Below are 19,363 nucleotides of genomic sequence, written 5' to 3'. Positions count from 1 at the left end.
CCCGCTATTTCACTCGTTTATCATCATTCGGTACCATGAAGAAGATAGCCAGGAATGAAATCAGTGCCATCGCAACGTTCACCCAGAGTGCAATCATTGCACCATTTGCTAGACCCATGCTGAGTATAGCTGTTGCATATACTGCTCCGCTGATTGCCATCCCGAAACCATTCCCTAATGAAGAAGCCATTTTGTAGATCCCTGCTGCTACCCCTGCTTTATTAGCCGGTGCAGTTGAAACTGCTGTATCTGTAGATGGTGTCGCATAAATACCTAAACCAAGACCGAATAACAAGTAACCAATTACAGAACTGATGACATAAAGTGTGTCAGGTAAGAATGTCAGTGATATTAATGCAATCCCTACTAACACGATGAGCGAGCCATACATCATCGGTTTTTTAGCGCCCATTTTCTGAAGCATTTTTTCACCGACACGAATCATAAGAAGGACCATCACCAAATACGTCAGTGATAATAGACCTGCTTTAAAAGATGAGAAGCCAAGCCCTTGCTGAGCGAATGTGTTTGCAACGATTAACGTCCCGCCGACTGCATTTAACAAGAAGTTAGAGACCACTGCACCTGTATAAGGTTTATTAGCGAAGAGATGGAAGTCAATCAACGGGTTTTTAGAAACACGTTCTCTCATGTAGAAAGCGATAAATGAAACCACAATAGCTGCCATTAAGCCCATTGAAATCGGGGAAGCATAGCCAAATTCTCCACCTTTAGTAATGAAGAGTTCAAGTGCAAGAACAAATACAACAAGAATCATTAAACCTGGTACATCAAAGCGTGTACGCGTTTCTTGATCTGCTTTTGTTTCAGGCGTTCCTTTGATTAAGAAGAATGCAATAACTGATAAAACAATTGAAAATACGAAAATCCATTTCCATCCTATAAAAGTCGCGACTGCTCCACCGAAGAATGAACAGATACCTGAGCCACCCCATGAACCGATTGACCAGAAGCTGAGTGCTCTCTGACGATCTGCGTCATGATAATATGCTTTAACAATTGCCAGTGTTGCAGGCATAATCGCTGCTGCTGATAGACCTTGAATAACACGACCAATCATCAGGACAGCAGGAATGTCTGTTGCAATCACTAGTGCCGAACCGATAATACTTAAAATAAGACCGATCTGCGTCACTTTTACACGACCATATTTATCTGCGATACCACCCGCACCTACGACGAACATCCCACAGAAAAGTGCTGTTAAACTAAGCGCTGCATTAATATTACCCATGCTTGTATCAAAACTATCTTTTAATGTCGGCACGATATTAACAAGCGACTGGGCAAATAACCAGAATGTTAATACTGCTAATACAATACCAAAAATTAATTTATTGTCACCTTTGTACGTCTGATTTGTCTGATTCATTTTAAATCACCTTTTTTTATTTTTTAACTGCATGTTTTTAATACAAAATCTTCACTAGTAACACCTTATCTATCCAGGCTGCCTTTCATGAGGAGTCGAAACAAATAGTCGGAGATTAGCAATCCTGAAGCAATCGCTCCTGCAAGTAATTTAATTTCTAGGGCTGAACTTGACTGCTTTCAGTTTACTGAATGCATTCTGAAGCCCAAGATGGCCACCAGTAATCTGACGGGAAACTTTATTGACCTGTGATATGCAATCACATTCATTGCATTTTCAATATGGAAACCATCAGCACCTGATTCAACTAAAATCTGACCAGCAAGAACAATCACATCTTTTAATTCTTCTTCTTTTTTGTTTACATTCACGCCTTTCTATCCTGACTTTTCAATAACACTATCATACCTCAAAGCGTTAAAGTATTAACAATATAAATGTGAACAAATAAAGAAAATGCTTTAAATTTAATTATCATTTTACATTTTAATCGATTCCTATACGCATTTTTCTGACCCTTAATGGCTGACAAAATACCGTCTTATTTAATATACTTACAATTTTAAAAACTCTAAAAAACACGCCAAATCTCCAAGATTTGGCGTGCTTCATTATGAATTAATCATCCGTTAGTAAATATCTGATTCGTTTTTAAACTGTTTAAGATTTTCTTTTACCTCAGCAAGGAAACGACCCGCAGCAAGGCCGTCAAGAATGCGGTGGTCAATCGACAGACAGAGATTGATCATATCCGCAAATTTGAAACCGCCGTCATCTGTCGGTACCACACGTTTGTTGATACTTTCAATCTGAAGAATGGCTGCCTGTGGGTAGTTGATGATACCTTGAGACATGACGGAGCCGAATGAGCCGGTATTATTGACGGTGATAGTACCACCCTGCATCTGTTCTGGTTTCAGCGTATTATTACGAGCAGCCTGTGCTAAGCGGTTCACTTCTTTTGCGATGCCCATCACAGAATATTCGTCAGCATGTTTGATGACCGGTACAAATAGATGCTCATCGGTCGCTACTGCAACTGAGATATTGATGTCTTTGAAGTATGTGATTTCATTGTTGACCCATGATGCATTCATCTTCGGATGTTTCTTCAGTGCCTGGACAACCGCTTTAATGAAGAACGGATAGAATGACAGTGAGATGCCTTCTTGTTTCTTAAAGTTCTCTTTATATGCATTACGCAGCTTCACAAGTTCTGTCACATCTGCTTCCACCATCAGCCATGCATGGGGAATCTCGTTGACACTCTGAACCATCCGTTTTGCAATCGCTTTTCTGACACCGTCCGGCTGAACAACTGTATTCTGTCCTTCGTGCTGCTCGTTCAGTTGAACAGATGGTTTTTCATCCGTAATCTGCTGAGTTGGCTGCCCGGTCTGCGCGGGTTGCACTGCTTCAGGTTGTTCAGCAGGTGTATAGTTCAGTACATCTTTCCGGGTGATTCGACCATTACGGCCTGTTCCTTTAACCCGAGACAGATCGATGCCTTTTTCCTGTGAGATCTTCAGGACGGCTGGCGAATAGCGCATACCTTCACCACTTATCTTCTCAACCTTATCAGATGTCTCAACGTCCTTATTTGCTTCCATATTTGATGCAATGGCCCCTGACATGCATGCTACAGGTGCTTCTACAGTCTCTTCCTGTATGTCAGGTTCTTCTTCAAGGGCGACTACTGCTTTCTCACCATCAGTACCGGCCACTTCAATCGTCATGATTGGCGCATGGATTGGAATATCAGTATCCAGTTCAACGAGCAGTTCTTTGACTGTTCCTTCGAAATCAGAAGGAATCTCCGTTGTTACTTTGTCAGAAGTCGCTTCTGCGATCGGCTGATATCGCTCAACACTATCCCCCGGTTTAACCAGCCAGTTCGAAATCGATGCTTCTGTGACACTTTCACCTAACCCGGGTAATGTGATCGTTTTAATAACCATGATTCTTCTCCTTTATAAGTGGATTACTAGAATTCAGCGAGGTCTCTCATTGCCTTCTTGACTTTTTCTTCGTTGATCAGAAATTCACGCTCAAGAGACAGTGCATAAGGCATGCTCGGTGAATCTGGTCCTGCAAGACGCTGAATAGGGGCGTCCAGATCGAATAATGCTTCCTCTGCGATAATGGCCGCAATTTCACTCATCACACTCTGCTCCTTGTTGTCTTCAGTGACAAGGAGGACTTTACCTGTCTTCTTCGCTGCAGCGACAAGCGTCTCTTTATCGAGCGGGTACAGTGAACGTACATCAACCACTTCAGCATCGATGCCTTCCTTCGCCAGTGCTTCAGCCGCTTTAAGAGAGAATTGCAGTGCCATACCGTAAGCAATGACCGTGACGTCTTCTCCTTCTCTGACGACATTCGCTTGATCAAGCGGAACCACATAATCAGTCTCAGGAACATCCTCTTTTAATAGACGATACAGACGCTTATGTTCATAGAAGAGGACAGGATCATTACTGCGGATAGCTGCTTTAATCAGTCCTTTTGCATCATATACTGATGATGGCGTCACAACCCGAAGTCCCGGCTGCCCCACAAAGATCTTATCTGTTGTCTGTGAATGATAGAATCCGCCGCGCACGCCACCCCCGTATGGCGTTCGATAGACAATCGGTGTCGTCCAGTCTCCTTTAGTCCGGTAACGCATACGTGCTGCTTCAGACATGATTTCATTTACTGCCGGCAGGATATAGTCAGCGAACTGGAACTCACCGATTGCACGATATCCTCTCACACCAAGACCGACCGCCAGGCCACCGATCAATCCTTCTGTCAGCGGTGTATTGAAGACACGCTTATCACCAAACTGGGATGCAAGTCCTTTAGTGACGCCGAATACGCCTCCTTTATCTCCCCCGACATCTTCTCCGAAAATAACGACTTTCTCGTCTCGTTCCATTTCTTCTGCGATACCGCGGTTAATCGCTTCTAAATATGTCATGATCATCGTTCTTCTTCCCTTCTATTTATCGTCTTCGGCCCATACGCCGACCAATATTTCAGCCGGATCCGGATCAGGCATCGCTTCCGCTTCGTCTGTCGCCTGATTGATCTCAGCTTTCAGCTCTTTTTCAATTGCATCAATCTCTTCCTGCGTCAGATAACCTTCGTCAATCATTTGTTTCTGGAAGGCTGCAAGCGGGTCTTTCGTCTTCATCTCTTCCAGTTCCTCTTTTGAACGATATAAGGACTGGTCATCGTCAGAAGAATGCGAAGTCATTCGAGACACCATGAGTTCGACAAGAGCCGGCCCTTTACCTGCACGTGCCTCTTCAACAAAATGCTTGAATGTCAGATAGCACTCGACAAAGTCGTTACCATCTACGCGAATCCCTTTGAAGCCGTATGCCCCGGCACGATCAGCCATCTCCTCGTTTGCGTACTGTTCTTTGACGCCAACGGAAATCGCCCATAGATTGTTCTCCACGACGAAGATGATCGGAAGCTTCTTGATGGCAGCGAAGTTCATCGCTTCAGCGACTTCACCCTGGTTGAAAGACCCTTCCCCTGTCGTCGTCAGAGTCACTGAATCAGATTCCTCCAGAAGTGCGGCGTAGCCGACACCTGTCGCTACGTTCATCTGGGTGGATACAGGAGATGAATGGGAGACGATATTATGTTCTTTAGAGCCATAATGGTTCGGCATCTGACGACCATGTGAGGAAGGGTCAGCTTCTTTACCGAATGAGCCGAGAATGATGTCTTTTGTTGTCATACCCCATGTAAGACACGCTGTCATATCACGGTAGTAAGGAAGAAAGTAATCTTTCTCAGGTTCAAAAGCCATCGCCATCGCCACTTGCCCGACTTCTGCTCCTTGCCCTGAAATATTAAACGATGTTTTGCCGATACGGGTCAGCTGCCATAGACGTTCATCAAGACGACGTCCTCTCAGGACATGCTTGAACGCTGCAATGAGTTCTTCCTTATTAAGTCCTGTTTCTTTGAGTTTTTTCATAATCTATTCACTCTCTTTCTTATTTATGAATCGCAAGACCATATGCATCAAGTGCTGCTTCCATCACTGATTCTGAGATAGTCGGATGAGCATGAATCGCTTCCCCGAGCTCCAGAGCTGAAGCGTTGAGATAGATAGCTGTGCTGGCCTCACCGATCAGATCCGTGGCATTCGGTCCGATGATGGTGACCCCGATCAGGTCATCTGTTTCTTCATCGCGCAGAACTTCCACAAATCCGTCTGCATCGCCATGAATCAGAGATTTTCCATTTCCTTTGAAATAGAACTTGCCGACTTTAACTGTCATATTTTCCGGGAAATTTGAGGCGTTATAACCTACACTTGCAATTTCTGGATGTGTGTATGTACATTTCGGCACATCGTTATAATTCAGGGGTTCCACCGTTTCTCCGCATATATGGTCGACAGCAAGCTCTCCCTCTTTAGAAGCAACGTGCGCCAGCTGCAGCGTATTGATACAGTCGCCGATTGCGTAGATATGACCTTCTGTTGTCTGGTAATTCTCATTGACATGAATCCCTGTATCATCATATTGAACAGAAGTATTCTGCAGACCGATACCATTGACATTCGGTGTACGACCGACTGCGACCATGATTTTATCAAACGTCATATGTTCCTGACCTTTCACACTGACGGTTACTTTACCATCACTCACTTCAGCAGATTCGACCGCCGCTTTAGTCATGATGTTGATGCCCCGTTTTTTGAACTGCTTCTTCAGTTCTCTCGACACGGATTCACTTTCATTGATGACAAGGCGATCCGCATATTCAATGATTGTGACCTCAACGCCGAAGCTGTTCAACAGGGATGCCCATTCTACTCCGATGACACCGCCACCGATAATCGCCACCTTGTCAGGAAGTGTCTCCAGCTCAAGCATACCGTTCGATGAGAGAATCAATTCTTCATCAATCGTCACATTCGGCAGACTGCGCGGAGACGAACCGGTCGCGATAATCAGTTTCTTCGGTACGATGATCATCTCCTCCTCGTCACTATCCGGAAATGTGACTGCGACGGCACCTGAAACAGGTGAAAAGATTGAAGGACCGAGAATGGCACCTTCACCATTATAAATCTTGATTTTATTTTTTTTACAGAGTGCCTCAACACCCTGATGCAGCTGTTCAACGACTTTCTCTTTGCGCGCCTGTACTTTCAGGAAATCAAATCCCGCATCCGCACTTGAGATACCGAATTCATCGGCATTCTTAACGGTTTCGTAAACTTCCGCGCTACGAAGCAGTGCTTTTGTCGGGATGCAGCCGCGGTGCAGACAAGTACCACCCATTTTTCCTTTTTCAATAATGATGACGTCCTGACCTTTCTTTGCTGCATAGATGGCCGCTACATAACCACCTGTCCCTCCACCTAAGATGAGTAAATCTGTTTCAATCGCCATGTCCTAACAACCTTCCTCAATAAATTTTAACGTCTTCCTCATGATTCAGAACGCGCATGACCCCTTGGTACAGTGCTTCCATTTCTTTTTCACCCGGGACAATTTCAACCTCAGAAATCCAGCTGACGTAATCCTTGATATAACTGACGACATAATCAGAATAACTGATGCCGCCTGTCAGGATAATATAGTCGACTTGCCCTTTCAGCACGACTGCCATCTCACCGATACACTTCGCCACCTGGTAGCACATACCATCCAGATAGTTCCGGTAAGCAGCGTTACCACTGAGCGCTTCTTTCTCAACAATACGTAAATCAATTTCATCTGTATAGGACTTGATGCCGCCGTCACCAGCCAGAATCTTCTTCACCTGCTCCATATCCAGCCGCTCATCGATGATCTTCTTCGCAAACATCACAAGCGGGAGGCCACCTGTCCGTTCGGGCGAGTAAGCCCCTTCGCCGTCTATGCCGTTGACGACATCGATGACACTGCCGTGATGATGGGCGCTGACGCTGACGCCACCGCCCATATGCGCAACGATGACATTTGATTCCTCATAAACTTGATGATGTTCTGCCAGTACAGCTCTTGCAGCCGCTTTTGAGTTCAATGTATGGAAGACACTTCGTCTTTCGATGCCTGCGAGACCACTGAGACGCGCCACATCCTGCATTTCATCAACAACCACCGGGTCAACGGTATAAGCATTCACCCCGTATTCGTCCGCAAATTCTTTAGCGAGTCCTGCGCCTAGATTGGATGCGTGCATGCCATATTCGCCTGACGCAAGGTCGTGCAGCATTTCACCGGTGACGAGATAGGTGCCGCCGACAATCGGTTTTGATAATCCTCCTCTACCGACCACTGCTATCAGATCACCCTGCCTGACATTATTTTCTTTCAGATATTCCACAATTTTTACTTTTCTGAACGGCTGCTGTTCATTAATGGTCTTAAACGCCGCCAGTTCTTCCACGGTATAGCGGATGACTTTCTCACTGATCAGTTTACCCTCACTGAAAAGTGCGACTTTTCCAGAAGTCGAGCCTGGATTAATGACTAATACTAAATTTCGGGTCATTTCATTGCTCCTTTCTATGACTGAACCTGCTGCATGGCGAAATCAAGGGCGAACAGCTTACTTTCCGATGTATCACTTCTCGATGTAAGAACAATCGGTACTTTAGCGCCTACAATAGTGCCGCCGTTGACCGCATTACCGACAATCACAAATGATTTATATAAAGCATTACCGACATCAATCGTAGGGACAACGATAACATCAGCATCTCCTGCAATCGGTCCGGTGAACCCCTTATGTCTCACTGCCTCCTCAGAGATAGCAAGATCGAGGGAGAGCGGACCATAAATCATAGCATCATCGCGCCCCTCTGTCAGTGCCATCACTTCAGCAGCAAGTACAGATGAAGACATCTTCGGATTATACTTTTCTGCGGAACTGAGCAGCGCTACTTTCGGTTTCTCAATACCTATACTGTGACAGACTTCGACTGCATTCTCAACAATCTGTACAAGCTGTTCTGCTGTCGGCTCTATATTCATCGCCGCATCCGTCAGCATAATCTGACGACCGATCTGAGGCAGATTCACTAAAGTCACATGCGATAGCAGCTTCTTATCACGCAGCTGATTCTCACTTTTCAGGACTTCCTTCAGCACTGTACGCGTCTGAACATTGCCTTTCATCAATATCTGTGCTTCACCTTGTACGACTGCCTGGACAGCTGCTGCGACACTCGCATCCTCATCTTCACAGTACTGATAGGAGCAATGCTCTGGTGCAAGGTCTTCAGTGGTATCAAATATAAGAAATTGCACGTCATCCTGATATTTCTTATATGCTTCTATAATAACTTCGACGATTTCAGGCCGGGAGCCTCCCGGAATAGCAATAGTAATCATTTAGTTACCCCTCTTCTTATGTATGCGCTTTCATTTATATTATATCTGTTCCTTCACTTTGATACTATCATTATCTATCAATAATGTTCAGCATATTCATTGTCGTGATAAGAAAATCATTTTATACTATATTCAATTATATAATTGAATGAGAGGGAATTTAATGAGCTATTCTATGTATGCAGTCAGTTCTATCAATGAGGAGAAAGTAGCAGATATCAGACAGCAGCTGGATCAGTTACCGATTGCTGAAGCAACGAGCTTTCTTAAAGCAATCGCTGACCATAACCGCAGTCAGATTGTTAATGCGCTCTGCCTGGAAGAAGCCTTATGCGTCTGCGACATCGCTGCCCTTCTGGATATCAGTATGGCTAATGCGTCCAGTCATCTGCGCAAACTATACAAGGAAGATGTAGTGAGTTCCCGTAAAGTAGGCAAGCAGGTGTATTATTCATTACAGGATCATCATGTCAGAACAATAATGGAAATGTCACTGGCACATATAGCGAAAAAAGATGAGTGAACGTCAAACATACAGAGTTCAGAATCTATCCTGTGTGAACTGCGCCCGCCATCATCAAGCAGAATATTACGTTCTCACTCATAATCAAGCTGGTCGCATTGCTTCTCGTGATTCCAGGCTGGCTGACATTATGGATTGCCATCTTCTCAGATATCGGTGCGACATTAATCGTCACGCTGAATAGCATGCGACTATTAAAAATAAAATTACCTTAATGATTATTTTTACTAAAGGAGTGCTCGATGAAAAAAATTCTGACTGTCCTGTTTCTTGCTGTCAGTATAGGTCTATATCAATACGCCGATGAAGGTGTCCACCTTAAGAACACTATTATCATTAAGATGACGCCCGACCCGATGGCATATAACCCTTATGACAAAGGACAATGTACTTATTACGCCTTCAATAAAGTAAAGGCGGACGGCAATATGATCGGCCGTTCATGGCATGATGCCAAGCACTGGGCAGACCGCGCCAAGGAAGAAGGTTATCAGATCAATCAGAAACCAGCAGCAGGTTCTCTGCTTCAGTCGCCTCGAGGAAAACAAGGCCATGTGGCTTACGTTGAAAAAGTTTACCGCAATGGTAATATAAAGATAACAGAGATGAACTATACCCAGCCTTATCAAATAACATCACGGCAGTTAACAACGAAGGATATTAAACGTTATCAGTTCATCCATCCTAAGAAAAACCCAAAAGAGGCTGACAGAGGAACTTCAGATTGAGACTGATGTCACGGAGTTCAACTTCTCACTGCAAGAGGATATTCTTGATTTAAATAAAAAAGCCGAATAAAAAACGGGGACCTTAGGATTGAGGTCCCCGTTCATCTTTATTAACCCTTTACAATGTCATCTCTTCTACCATTCAGGTAAGCATAGACCAAACCGACGAAGATGCCGCCTCCGATATAATTACCGATAAAAGCCCAGACGATATTTTTCAGAATATCCATCCACGAAATCGCATCAGGATTATAGAACATCATCGCTGCAAATAAGCCAGCATTGTACACAACGTGCTCATAAGCCATGAAGACGAAGATGACAACACCGATACCGATGAAGAATGCTTTTGCTAATGCTTCCTTACATTGAAGCGCAATGAAAATACCGATATTGATGAAGAAGTTGGCGAAAATACCTTTGATCATAATAGCTAACCAAGTAGCCTCAACGGTTTTGGCTGATACCGTTTTTGTTAAAGCTGCGACCATCTCAGGCGTCATAACTTTAGTCCCTGTCATCAGTCCGAATAAAATAAAACTACCGATGATATTTCCTAAGAAACAAAGAGCAAAAATCTTAGCGACTTTACTCATGGAGACCGTTCTGTAATATAAGCCTACTGTAAAGAACATAAAGTTACTCGTCAGTAACTCCGCTTTAGTCAGTACAATCATAATGAGAGCGATACTAAAAGCAAGTGCACCTAAAATATTAATAAGACCATGACTCGCACCTTCAAACTGCGTTTTAACTGCCAGCATGAATACGGCCATGATAGCGAGCAGAAAGCCAGATATAATGGACTTCAGCATAAATCGACCTGGTTCATGATCTGCTGAAGCTTCTTTTGTTGCGACTTGGTTGAGAATATCAGCGATATTCTCGGCGTTACTAAATGTTTCCTCTGTTGTTTTGACCGGTTTTTCAATTTTCATGTAATGACCTCCATTTTTGTGAAAAAATTAACATTATAAAGACACCTCTATCTTACCACTTTCCCTTTTAAGCAAGAAGAGAAATTATAAATATAATCTGAATCTTCTTCAGCTATCCGCTTCTGATCAATAGATGAACGACCATCAAGTAGAAAAAGTGTCCTATCAGCCAAATGATATACCCATTGATTGAAAGCGTTAATACATCTGTGACCGCGAGATGTGTCAACTGAAAATAAAGCCCGGCAAAGACCACCAGACATATAATGAATGAAATTTGATAGAGAGTGATATAGCGATAAAAAGAACTCAACACATAATAAACAACTATGCCTACCAGTACGTGCAGTGAGAGTTCCAGCACAAAAGGCAGGTTGCTGTATATAAAATCAACGTTAAGCAGTAGTAAGGCTGTTGTTGTCTGAAAGAACTGATCGAGCACCCAGAGAATACTGTAAAGCAATAGACTTGATAATACAGCATAGACGAAACGTTTCATTACATCCTCCTTATTCTATCAATTTTTTATTTTGCCCTGCTCTCATTACTTATAAGAATAATCGTATCTCCTTCATGATATTCAGTAATATAACGAAATCGTCACACTGAGAAAAACCCGGTTTACTAACTGGCACCGCATCTGCTGTCTTAATGCTTCCTATTTATGCACTTAAAGAATTACATTTGCAATATCATTCATTTAATTTCCATAACCCCTTAAAAAATTATCCTATTTAAGTTAAAATAAAAGCATGAACAGAATTTTCTGACATATCTAATCATATGATTGAAGTTCTGATAATGAAAAGGAGATTGTATGAAAAAAGTATTGATCATGAGTAGTGCCTTTATTGGAATTATTGTAGGAGCAGGATTTGCTTCGGGTCAGGAGATCCTCCAGTACTTTACCAGTTACGGGATGCTGGGAATTGCTGCAGCCATCATTTCGACCCTATTATTCAGTTATATTGGTATGAACTTAGTATGGCTAGGTAGTAAGTACAAAGCAGTTGACCATCAGAACGTCATTAAAGAGATTACAGATTATCCGGTCATCGGCCGAATACTGGCATGGATTATTGATATCGTCCTGATTATCACGCTCTTCAGTTTCGGCGTTGTGATGCTTGCAGGTGCCGGTTCTAACTTAGAACAGCAGTTTGGACTGCCTTCATACGTAGGTACATTATTGATGGCTATCATTGTCATTATCTGCGGTATGATGAATGTAGATAAAGTCATTCAGTTGATTGCCAATATCACACCGTTCCTTATCATCTTCTTACTCATCATCTCAGTTTACTGTCTGATGACATTAGATGTCCCTTTTGAAAAGCTTAACCATATTGCAACAGACGTGAAATCACCGTTCTCAAGTTTCATTGTCTCAGCTCTTAACTATGTTTCGATGAATATCGGTTTAGGCGCAGCGATGGCTATCGTGATGGGCGGTGCTGAAGAGAACCGTAAGATTGCGGCTACCGGTGGTCTTGTCGGCGGATTAGTATTAGGTGTGATGATTATACTGAGTCACTTAGCTATTTTCTCTCAGATTGACGTCGTAAAAGATTTACCGCTCCCGATGCTTGGCATCGTCAATGAAATCTCGCCGATCTTGGGTATCGCGATGTCCGTCATTGTATTCGGTATGATCTTCAATACAGCCATCGGGATGTTCTATTCATTTGCAGCGCGCTTTAAGCCTGTAAATACAAAGGAATTTAAAATCTTTTATACACTTGCCACTATCGCAGGTTTCGCATTAAGCTTTGTCGGCTTCACCCAGCTGGTCGGCAAAGTCTATCCGATACTCGGTAACCTGAATTACCTGCTAGTTATCATCATATGCTTAGCACCCTTCTGGCTAAAATATAAAGAAAAACATGCGATAACCAATCGTTAATAACGACCCGTAAAGTCATAGACTTTACGGGTTCTTCGTTTCTCTGCTGTATAAAATAAAAACCGCCTGCCCTAACAGAATAATTGCAATGCCGATAAACTGTGTGACTGAAATCCTCTCATGCAAAAAGATATACCCCAGCAGACAGGTGCCGATGACCTCTCCCAGAATGGCCATCGAAATTACAGTTGTGTTCAGCCATCTGAGCAGAAAGTTAAATATAGTCTGACCCAGTATCGTCGCAAACAATGCGAGCGCAATCAGGTACAGAAATGTCTCAGAACTATAATGAATAAAGTCATTCCCCTGAATAAGACAGTATAAGAAAAGAAAACACGCACTGCTGCCGTAACCTAGAACAGAATATACGATGAGGCCAGATTCCTTACGTATCCCCTGTCCGATAAAGAAGTAGGCAGTAATGACTGCCGCTGCAATCAACGCCAGACTATCACCTATCAGTGCCAGGGTACTGAGCCGCATATCACGATAACCGATTACAAAGCAGCCGATGATTGCAATAACAATGCCAAGAACCGCTTTCGGATTCAGCCGTTCATGATAGAGGAAGTAACCACCTATCACGGCAAACAATGGCTGCAGCGTCACGATGACTGTGGAACTTGCGACTGATGTATAGTCAAGGGACTGGAACCACAGGATATAATGCACAGCAAGCAGAATTCCGCCTGTAAATATAAGCAGCCCTCTCCTCAGGTCAATCCCCCTGATTTCTTCCCTGATACCTTTGTTCATTACAGCAAATGGCAATAACAGCAAGCATGAGAACAACATACGGTAGAAAGCCGTAATACCAGGCGGCGCTGCGGCTAATTTAACGAAAATAGCAGAGGAAGATAAAAAGAATACCCCTAAAATCAATAAAACATAACGATTCACCTTCAATAAATCACCTCATTGTTTTTCATCGTTATCCCCCTTCGCACAGTGACTCTGATATAATATTATCATTATTGTTTACTAAGGAGCTGTACAATGCGCTTACAAGATCATTTTATATTCAAGTTACTCGTTACAGTCATCGGTTCTTTAATCATTGCGGTCAGCTTTAATCTCTTTTTACTCCCTCATAACGTTCTCAGTGGAGGGCTCAGCGGTGCAGCGCTTCTCATTCATCTATTGACGTCATGGGATACCGGACTGGTCAACCTGCTCATCAACTTGCCTCTTCTCATACTGGGTTTTATGAATTTACCCAGACAAGTCATGTTACAGACTATTCTGAGTGTCAGTATTATATCAATCTTTCTGACTCTCATCCCGATCACTAAAATTTCTTCAGAGCCAGTAGTTGATGTGATATTCGGTGGTGTACTCTGTGGCATTGGTGTCGGTACTATCCTGAAGTATTCAGGGACTACCGGTGGCATGGATATTATTGCGATGATCATCTCAAGACAGAGCAATATTTCAATCGGTATGATCATGACCATCCTGAATGGCATTGTTGTCCTATGTTCCGGATTCTTCTTAGGGTGGAGTAATGCCTTGACCACGTTATTATCTATTTATATTACCGGCAAAGCGATTGACACCATCTTCACTTCTCATATCAAACTGACTATCAATATCGTGACTTCAAAAGGTGAGGCAGTCAGACAGGCTCTTATAGCTTCTATCACGCGTGGCATGACTATCAGTGATTCTTACGGCGGTTATACTGGACAACCTACGCAGATGATTATGATGGTGCTGACGCGTTATGAATTACAGGAGGCCATACGTGTCGCAAAAGAAGCAGACCCTGACTGTTTCATCAATGTTTATGAAACAACAGAAGTACATGGACAGTTTGCTCAATCCAGGTAGGACAGACGATAGCTATCCGGTTGAAATGAAGTCATGACCCGCAGACTTCAACTCCATTTGCCTATTATGATGGCTCATCCCGGACGTGGTTGAGATGAACCAGGAGAGGCTGAACGTTACTGGAATAAAAAACGACTTATCCCCTTAAGGTAAGTCGTTTCAGATAAACCGTCATGCAGCGCGAACAGGTTTGCGTATTTTATAAATGATAAAGCCGATGATAAAGCCGACCCATGCCGGTACGACCCAGCCCATGCCGATTGAGAAGAACGGCAGATACTTTTCACCTAATGCTATGAGTCCTTGAGCAAAGCCGGTGTTCACTAAGAACTCAGGGCTTGCTTTAATACCATCTACGAGTGCTGCAACTAACGTAAAGTAAATCGTTGTCTGATAGATGATATTTGAATCTTGGTAGAGACCGCTGAACAGCGTTAAGAGAATCAGTACAATGGCTAATGGATACAAAAACATCAGCACCGGAACGGAATAAGCAATGATCTGTGTTAATCCGACATTTGCAATGATAAAGGCAGCAATACTGACGACTGTCGCGAACATAATGTATTTCTGACTCGGAAACAGCTCAACGAACGTCTCTGAGAATGCGGTGATTAAGCCAATCGCTGTTTTCAGACATGCAACGATAATGATAAGAGACAGTAAGATAATTCCGTATTTTCCTAAATAGAAGTTTGCAATCTGGGCGAGTGCAATACCACCGTTATCACTGACCTCAAACTTCCCAAGACTCATTGCACCCATATAGGCAAGAAGCGTGTAGATCAGACCCATCAGCACTACACTGATCAGCCCGGATTTAATGGTTTCTTTAGCGATCACTTTAGGATCTGTAATCCCCAGTTTCTTAATGGTTGTGACGATGATAATACCAAACGCCAGTGATGCGAGTGCATCAAGTGTGTTATAACCATCGACAAATCCTTTTAACAGGACAGAATCCTGATAATGAGGTGACACAGCAGCGCCGCTCACATCACCCATCGGACGAATCATTGCAAGTAGAATCAGAAGACCTAACAACACTAAAAAGACAGGATTTAAGAACTTACCGATATAATCAAGAATCTTTGAGGGCCGACGAGCGAAGAACCAGGCGGTTAAGAAGAAAACTACACTGAAGAGCGCTAAATAGAAGCCGATTGATTCTTTTGGAAGAGATGATGCAAAGGCGATTTCAAATGAGGTGGTAGCGAGTCTGGGTAACGCAAAAAAGGGTCCGATTACAAGATAGAGCAGAATCGTAAAGATATACGCATAAGACCGGTTCACACGGTTAGCAATATCAAATAGACCATTTGTCTTCGATATACCGATTGCTATTATGCCGAGAAACGGTAAACCGATTGCTGTGATCAGAAAGCCTAAATTTGCAGTAAAAACGTTTGAGCCAGCTGTCTGCCCGAGATGAATCGGGAAAATCAGATTGCCTGCCCCGAAGAACAGACCAAATAACATAGAACCGATAAATAGATTCTCTTTAAAAGTAAGTTTAGATTTCATAACAATTCCTCCTGAGATGTATTCAACTATCTGATTACCGAGATTTTCACCCTTTAAAGAGTCACAGATAATTATCATCCCATTATAGTATAAGTGTCAGAAAACTGAAAATATAATTATAATAAGGGCCCACTGGTGTTACATAAAAATATTTCAACGTGCGATTTTAAACGGAATATTCTAAAACTTTATTTTCTGTACAGTAAAGTCCTTTATAAGGGTTGGAGACAGTAATACGCATCTAGATTCAATACAAGGGATTTCATCATTATAAATGATCGTTTAAATATGCACAGCTCAACAGATTTGATGAAATGACTGATGAAGGCTACTCCTTCGTATCCAGATTACAAAGTAATGCGGTTCATACTTTCTTCAGATCAGCTAGCGATAGGAAGTCGAGAATTAATTTCGTGATGACTTCCGGATGAGTCTCCGGCATCCAGTGTCCCGCATCAATTTCGTGATAGTCGAATGATGAGTAGACGTATCGTTCAGATGCTTTCATCTGAGCTGTTGTCAGTGCCGGGTCCTGCTTACCGATGATTCCCATGACTGGAACCATCACCGAATCCAGCTTACTGCCCAGTATCGCTGATATATTATGTCGATACCAGTTTAATCCTGAAGTCAGTCTGCCTGGTCGCGCCAGATCCATATACCAGTTCTGCCGCAGTCTTTCATTTTCAGCCATCTCTCCAAGTATCCTGAAGTCTCCTGCTGAAATGAGTTTTTCAGAAATACCTGGCGTCACAAATAAACCGATATAGCTGCCCTTCATCATCTGTCTAGCTCCACCTCCTCTTAAGTAACCATTTGGATGGCCCACGCTTAACGCCACATAACTATCCACTAAAGTCGGATATTGGGCGGCCAGATACCAGCCAAGAAATGCGCCCCAGTCATGACCGATGACATGCGCATTTGTAATGTCAAGGTATGCTAATAAGTCGAACATGTCTCTCGCTGAATCTTCTATCTTATAGGAAACCGTCATATCGGTATTGCCGTAACCTCTTAAATCAGGCGCAATGACGCGGTAACCTTGTTCTGTAAGTTCCGGAATCATCTGATACCACAGTTTTTTAGAGTCTGGAAAGCCGTGCAGTAGTAATAGCGGCATGCCTTGTCCTTCATCTACTATTTCATAGTTGACGTCATTGACTGTCAACTGTTTAACGTGAAACATTTTCATTCCTCCTTATCTTCTCCTATTATATACCCCTATTCTGCTGCACTTACAGGATGCTGATGCCAATCCCTCAAGAATGTATAGAATCGTCGGGATGCCGCCCTCGATAACTGCGGGATTAATCGTTGTCGAACTCTCATGATAGGATTTTGTCACTGCCTAGTGCTGCTCGAGTTCACGGGGGCCTATGACTCTCATCATCTTTTCGATGGCGCTCACGTCGAACATCTCGCTACCTGCCATGATAGTGTGCAGTCTTTCAATTTTATTTATAATCCCTACTGCCTGTGCTATGCTTGAGGGAATCAAAGAGAAGGATGTTAATATGAAAAACTCAAGAGAAAACAATGAACAGTGGATTGTCAAAGAAGAAAATGAACTATTAAAGTTCCTATTCGAAGTGATGCCGGATAGAAGTAAGAAATCAGTGAGGGCGGTTCTCGCGCGTGGACAGGTGTTCATCAATGACCGTTCGACCAGCCAGTTCAATGATAAAGTCGTGCCAGGTGATACCGTCGCGATCCGTTTAAGTGCACCTAATAAGAAAGCAGAGCTTCGCGGCGTCAAGATTCTGCATGAAGATAGCGATGTGATCGTGGTAGAAAAGGATGCAGGTCTGCTCTCTATCTCCACAACTAATGAAAATGATAAAACAGTCTACCGTTATCTGTCAGATTATGTGAAGCAGTCATATCCAAGAAATATGGTGTTTATCGTTCACCGCCTTGACCGCGAGACGTCAGGTGTCATGGTATTCGCTAAGAATAAAAAGGCGCAGCAGACCCTGCAGAACAACTGGAAACGTATCGTCACTGAACGTACGTACATTGCCCTTGTGGAGGGACGCGTAGAAAAAGACGGTAGCATCACCAGCTGGCTGACTGAAGACAAGACACTGACGATGCATTCAAGCAAAACTGAAAACCATGGCAAAAAGGCGACGACACGTTACGAGATCTTTAAGACTAATCGTAAACAGACGATGCTGAAAGTCAATCTGGAAACGGGCCGTAAAAATCAGATCCGTATTCACATGAAAGAACTGGGACATCCGATTGTCGGTGATAAGAAATACGGTGCTATAACCAATCCGTTCCGCAGAATCGGTTTACATGCGCATGTTCTCGCATTCAATCATCCTATAACCGGTCAGCAGCTGCGGTTTGAATCAGAAATACCGAAGCCTTTTATGCTCGCCTTTAAATAATCTTCAGTCTCTCTCTTATCAGTAAGAAGCATAACATGTTTAGAATCGCTGTTATTATGGTAGAGTGTCTTTATAGGCATAGCACATAATTAATGGATCTTTATGCTGAAGATACAAGATAACACTCATCATAAAAGGAGATTATATAAATGAAATTACAACTCGCATTAGACCTCGTCGATATTCCAGGCGCAATTGAAGTCATCAAAGAAGTACAGGACCATATCGATATAGTAGAGATCGGTACACCTGTCGTCATCAATGAAGGCTTAAAAGCGGTAAAGGAAGTTAAAGAAACATTCCCTGACCTGACTGTACTGGCTGATTTAAAAATTATGGATGCAGCCGGCTATGAAGTAAGTCAGGCATCTGAAGCAGGTGCAGATATCATCACCATCTTAGGCGTATCAGAAGATGAATCGATTCGCGGTGCTGTTGAAGAAGCAAAAAAACAAGGCAAAGAAATTCTGGTTGATATGATTGCTGTCAAAGATATCGCAATTCGCGCAAAAGAGCTCGATGAGTTAGGTGTGGATTATATCTGTGTTCACACAGGTTATGACCTGCAGGCGTTAGGCAAAAACTCATTCGAAGATCTGGCAACAATTAAAAGTGTTGTTAAGAATGCCAAAACAGCAGTAGCGGGTGGAATTAAATCAGAAACACTTGCTGAGGTCATCGAACAGAAACCAGATTTAGTGATTGTCGGTGGCGGCATTACTTCTCAGGAAGATAAAGCAGCGACAGCACGTCAAATGCACGAACTGATCAAACAGGGTTAATCATAG

Annotated in this window: 20 protein-coding genes; 6 read left to right on the top strand and 14 right to left on the bottom strand. The window is 43.1% G+C overall.

The window, feature by feature from the left end; genetic code table 11:
• Positions 1 to 4: 4 nt before the first annotated feature.
• The 8 genes from ERX40_RS06750 to ERX40_RS06715 form a co-directional block, all read right to left on the bottom strand.
• The gene (locus ERX40_RS06750) at positions 5 to 1,393 is read right to left on the bottom strand and encodes an MFS transporter (RefSeq protein ID WP_133417739.1); all 1,389 of its coding nucleotides are present in this window, start codon (positions 1,391 to 1,393) and stop codon (positions 5 to 7) included.
• A gap of 179 nt (positions 1,394 to 1,572) precedes the next feature.
• Positions 1,573 to 1,764, bottom strand: coding sequence for a hypothetical protein (locus ERX40_RS06745; RefSeq protein ID WP_133417738.1), 192 nt, complete (start codon positions 1,762 to 1,764; stop codon positions 1,573 to 1,575).
• A 258-nt stretch (positions 1,765 to 2,022) separates the two neighbouring features.
• A complete protein-coding gene (locus ERX40_RS06740) occupies positions 2,023 to 3,351 on the bottom strand; it encodes a dihydrolipoamide acetyltransferase family protein (protein WP_133417737.1) in 1,329 nt (442 codons plus the stop codon).
• A 26-nt stretch (positions 3,352 to 3,377) separates the two neighbouring features.
• Entirely contained in the window at positions 3,378 to 4,361 is a 984-nt protein-coding gene (locus ERX40_RS06735; protein ID WP_133417736.1) for an alpha-ketoacid dehydrogenase subunit beta, read from the bottom strand.
• Positions 4,362 to 4,376: 15 nt separating this feature from the next.
• Positions 4,377 to 5,372, bottom strand: coding sequence for a thiamine pyrophosphate-dependent dehydrogenase E1 component subunit alpha (locus ERX40_RS06730; RefSeq protein WP_133417735.1), 996 nt, complete (start codon positions 5,370 to 5,372; stop codon positions 4,377 to 4,379).
• Positions 5,373 to 5,391: 19 nt separating this feature from the next.
• Positions 5,392 to 6,801, bottom strand: a complete 1,410-nt coding sequence (lpdA, locus tag ERX40_RS06725; RefSeq protein WP_133417734.1) for a dihydrolipoyl dehydrogenase — start codon at positions 6,799 to 6,801, stop codon at positions 5,392 to 5,394.
• Between the two features lie 16 nt (positions 6,802 to 6,817).
• Positions 6,818 to 7,888: a butyrate kinase gene (gene buk / locus ERX40_RS06720; RefSeq protein ID WP_133417733.1), complete on the bottom strand. Its 1,071-nt coding sequence runs from the start codon at positions 7,886 to 7,888 to the stop codon at positions 6,818 to 6,820.
• A gap of 14 nt (positions 7,889 to 7,902) precedes the next feature.
• Positions 7,903 to 8,730: a phosphate acyltransferase gene (locus ERX40_RS06715; RefSeq protein WP_133417732.1), complete on the bottom strand. Its 828-nt coding sequence runs from the start codon at positions 8,728 to 8,730 to the stop codon at positions 7,903 to 7,905.
• A gap of 163 nt (positions 8,731 to 8,893) precedes the next feature.
• Here ERX40_RS06715 and ERX40_RS06710 point away from each other — a divergent pair, with 163 nt between their 5' ends.
• Positions 8,894 to 9,253 carry an ArsR/SmtB family transcription factor gene (locus tag ERX40_RS06710; protein ID WP_133417731.1) on the top strand — a complete coding sequence of 120 codons (360 nt, stop codon included), beginning with the start codon at positions 8,894 to 8,896 and terminating at the stop codon, positions 9,251 to 9,253.
• Between the two features lie 25 nt (positions 9,254 to 9,278).
• Here ERX40_RS06710 and ERX40_RS11265 read toward each other — a convergent pair whose 3' ends face one another.
• Positions 9,279 to 9,440, bottom strand: coding sequence for a hypothetical protein (locus tag ERX40_RS11265; protein WP_165980691.1), 162 nt, complete (start codon positions 9,438 to 9,440; stop codon positions 9,279 to 9,281).
• Between the two features lie 55 nt (positions 9,441 to 9,495).
• Here ERX40_RS11265 and ERX40_RS06705 point away from each other — a divergent pair, with 55 nt between their 5' ends.
• On the top strand, positions 9,496 to 9,981 hold the full coding sequence (locus tag ERX40_RS06705) for a CHAP domain-containing protein (protein ID WP_133417730.1): 486 nt from the start codon (positions 9,496 to 9,498) through the stop codon (positions 9,979 to 9,981).
• A gap of 110 nt (positions 9,982 to 10,091) precedes the next feature.
• Here the strand turns inward: ERX40_RS06705 and ERX40_RS06700 are convergent, their stop codons facing one another.
• Together ERX40_RS06700 and ERX40_RS06695 are read right to left on the bottom strand one after the other, a co-directional pair.
• The gene (locus tag ERX40_RS06700; RefSeq protein WP_133417729.1) at positions 10,092 to 10,919 is read right to left on the bottom strand and encodes a formate/nitrite transporter family protein; all 828 of its coding nucleotides are present in this window, start codon (positions 10,917 to 10,919) and stop codon (positions 10,092 to 10,094) included.
• Positions 10,920 to 11,031: 112 nt separating this feature from the next.
• The gene (locus tag ERX40_RS06695; protein WP_133417728.1) at positions 11,032 to 11,418 is read right to left on the bottom strand and encodes a hypothetical protein; all 387 of its coding nucleotides are present in this window, start codon (positions 11,416 to 11,418) and stop codon (positions 11,032 to 11,034) included.
• 318 nt (positions 11,419 to 11,736) lie between these two features.
• On the opposite strand from ERX40_RS06695, the gene ERX40_RS06690 reads away from it, so the two are divergent.
• Positions 11,737 to 12,822 carry a YkvI family membrane protein gene (locus ERX40_RS06690; protein ID WP_133417727.1) on the top strand — a complete coding sequence of 362 codons (1,086 nt, stop codon included), beginning with the start codon at positions 11,737 to 11,739 and terminating at the stop codon, positions 12,820 to 12,822.
• A gap of 24 nt (positions 12,823 to 12,846) precedes the next feature.
• Here the strand turns inward: ERX40_RS06690 and ERX40_RS06685 are convergent, their stop codons facing one another.
• Positions 12,847 to 13,728, bottom strand: a complete 882-nt coding sequence (locus ERX40_RS06685) for a DMT family transporter (RefSeq protein ID WP_424960723.1) — start codon at positions 13,726 to 13,728, stop codon at positions 12,847 to 12,849.
• Between the two features lie 90 nt (positions 13,729 to 13,818).
• On the opposite strand from ERX40_RS06685, the gene ERX40_RS06680 reads away from it, so the two are divergent.
• Positions 13,819 to 14,652, top strand: coding sequence for a YitT family protein (locus tag ERX40_RS06680; RefSeq protein ID WP_133417726.1), 834 nt, complete (start codon positions 13,819 to 13,821; stop codon positions 14,650 to 14,652).
• Between the two features lie 171 nt (positions 14,653 to 14,823).
• On the opposite strand, the gene brnQ is transcribed toward ERX40_RS06680, so the two are convergent.
• Both brnQ and ERX40_RS06670 read right to left on the bottom strand, forming a co-directional pair.
• Complete coding sequence (gene brnQ / locus ERX40_RS06675; protein ID WP_133417725.1) at positions 14,824 to 16,176, bottom strand: branched-chain amino acid transport system II carrier protein; 1,353 nt, start codon at positions 16,174 to 16,176, stop codon at positions 14,824 to 14,826.
• 364 nt (positions 16,177 to 16,540) lie between these two features.
• A complete protein-coding gene (locus tag ERX40_RS06670) occupies positions 16,541 to 17,365 on the bottom strand; it encodes an alpha/beta fold hydrolase (RefSeq protein WP_165980690.1) in 825 nt (274 codons plus the stop codon).
• Between the two features lie 328 nt (positions 17,366 to 17,693).
• On the opposite strand from ERX40_RS06670, the gene ERX40_RS06665 reads away from it, so the two are divergent.
• Together ERX40_RS06665 and hxlA are read left to right on the top strand one after the other, a co-directional pair.
• The gene (locus ERX40_RS06665) at positions 17,694 to 18,575 is read left to right on the top strand and encodes an RluA family pseudouridine synthase (RefSeq protein WP_133417723.1); all 882 of its coding nucleotides are present in this window, start codon (positions 17,694 to 17,696) and stop codon (positions 18,573 to 18,575) included.
• Between the two features lie 149 nt (positions 18,576 to 18,724).
• A complete protein-coding gene (gene hxlA, locus ERX40_RS06660) occupies positions 18,725 to 19,357 on the top strand; it encodes a 3-hexulose-6-phosphate synthase (protein ID WP_133417722.1) in 633 nt (210 codons plus the stop codon).
• Positions 19,358 to 19,363 lie beyond the last annotated feature (6 nt).

Origin of the sequence: Macrococcus carouselicus (assembly GCF_004359515.1) — a bacterium.
GTDB lineage: Bacteria > Bacillota > Bacilli > Staphylococcales > Staphylococcaceae > Macrococcus > Macrococcus carouselicus.
Note: the sequence above shows the minus strand (reverse complement) of the source record. Positions and strands in the feature narration are given on the sequence as shown.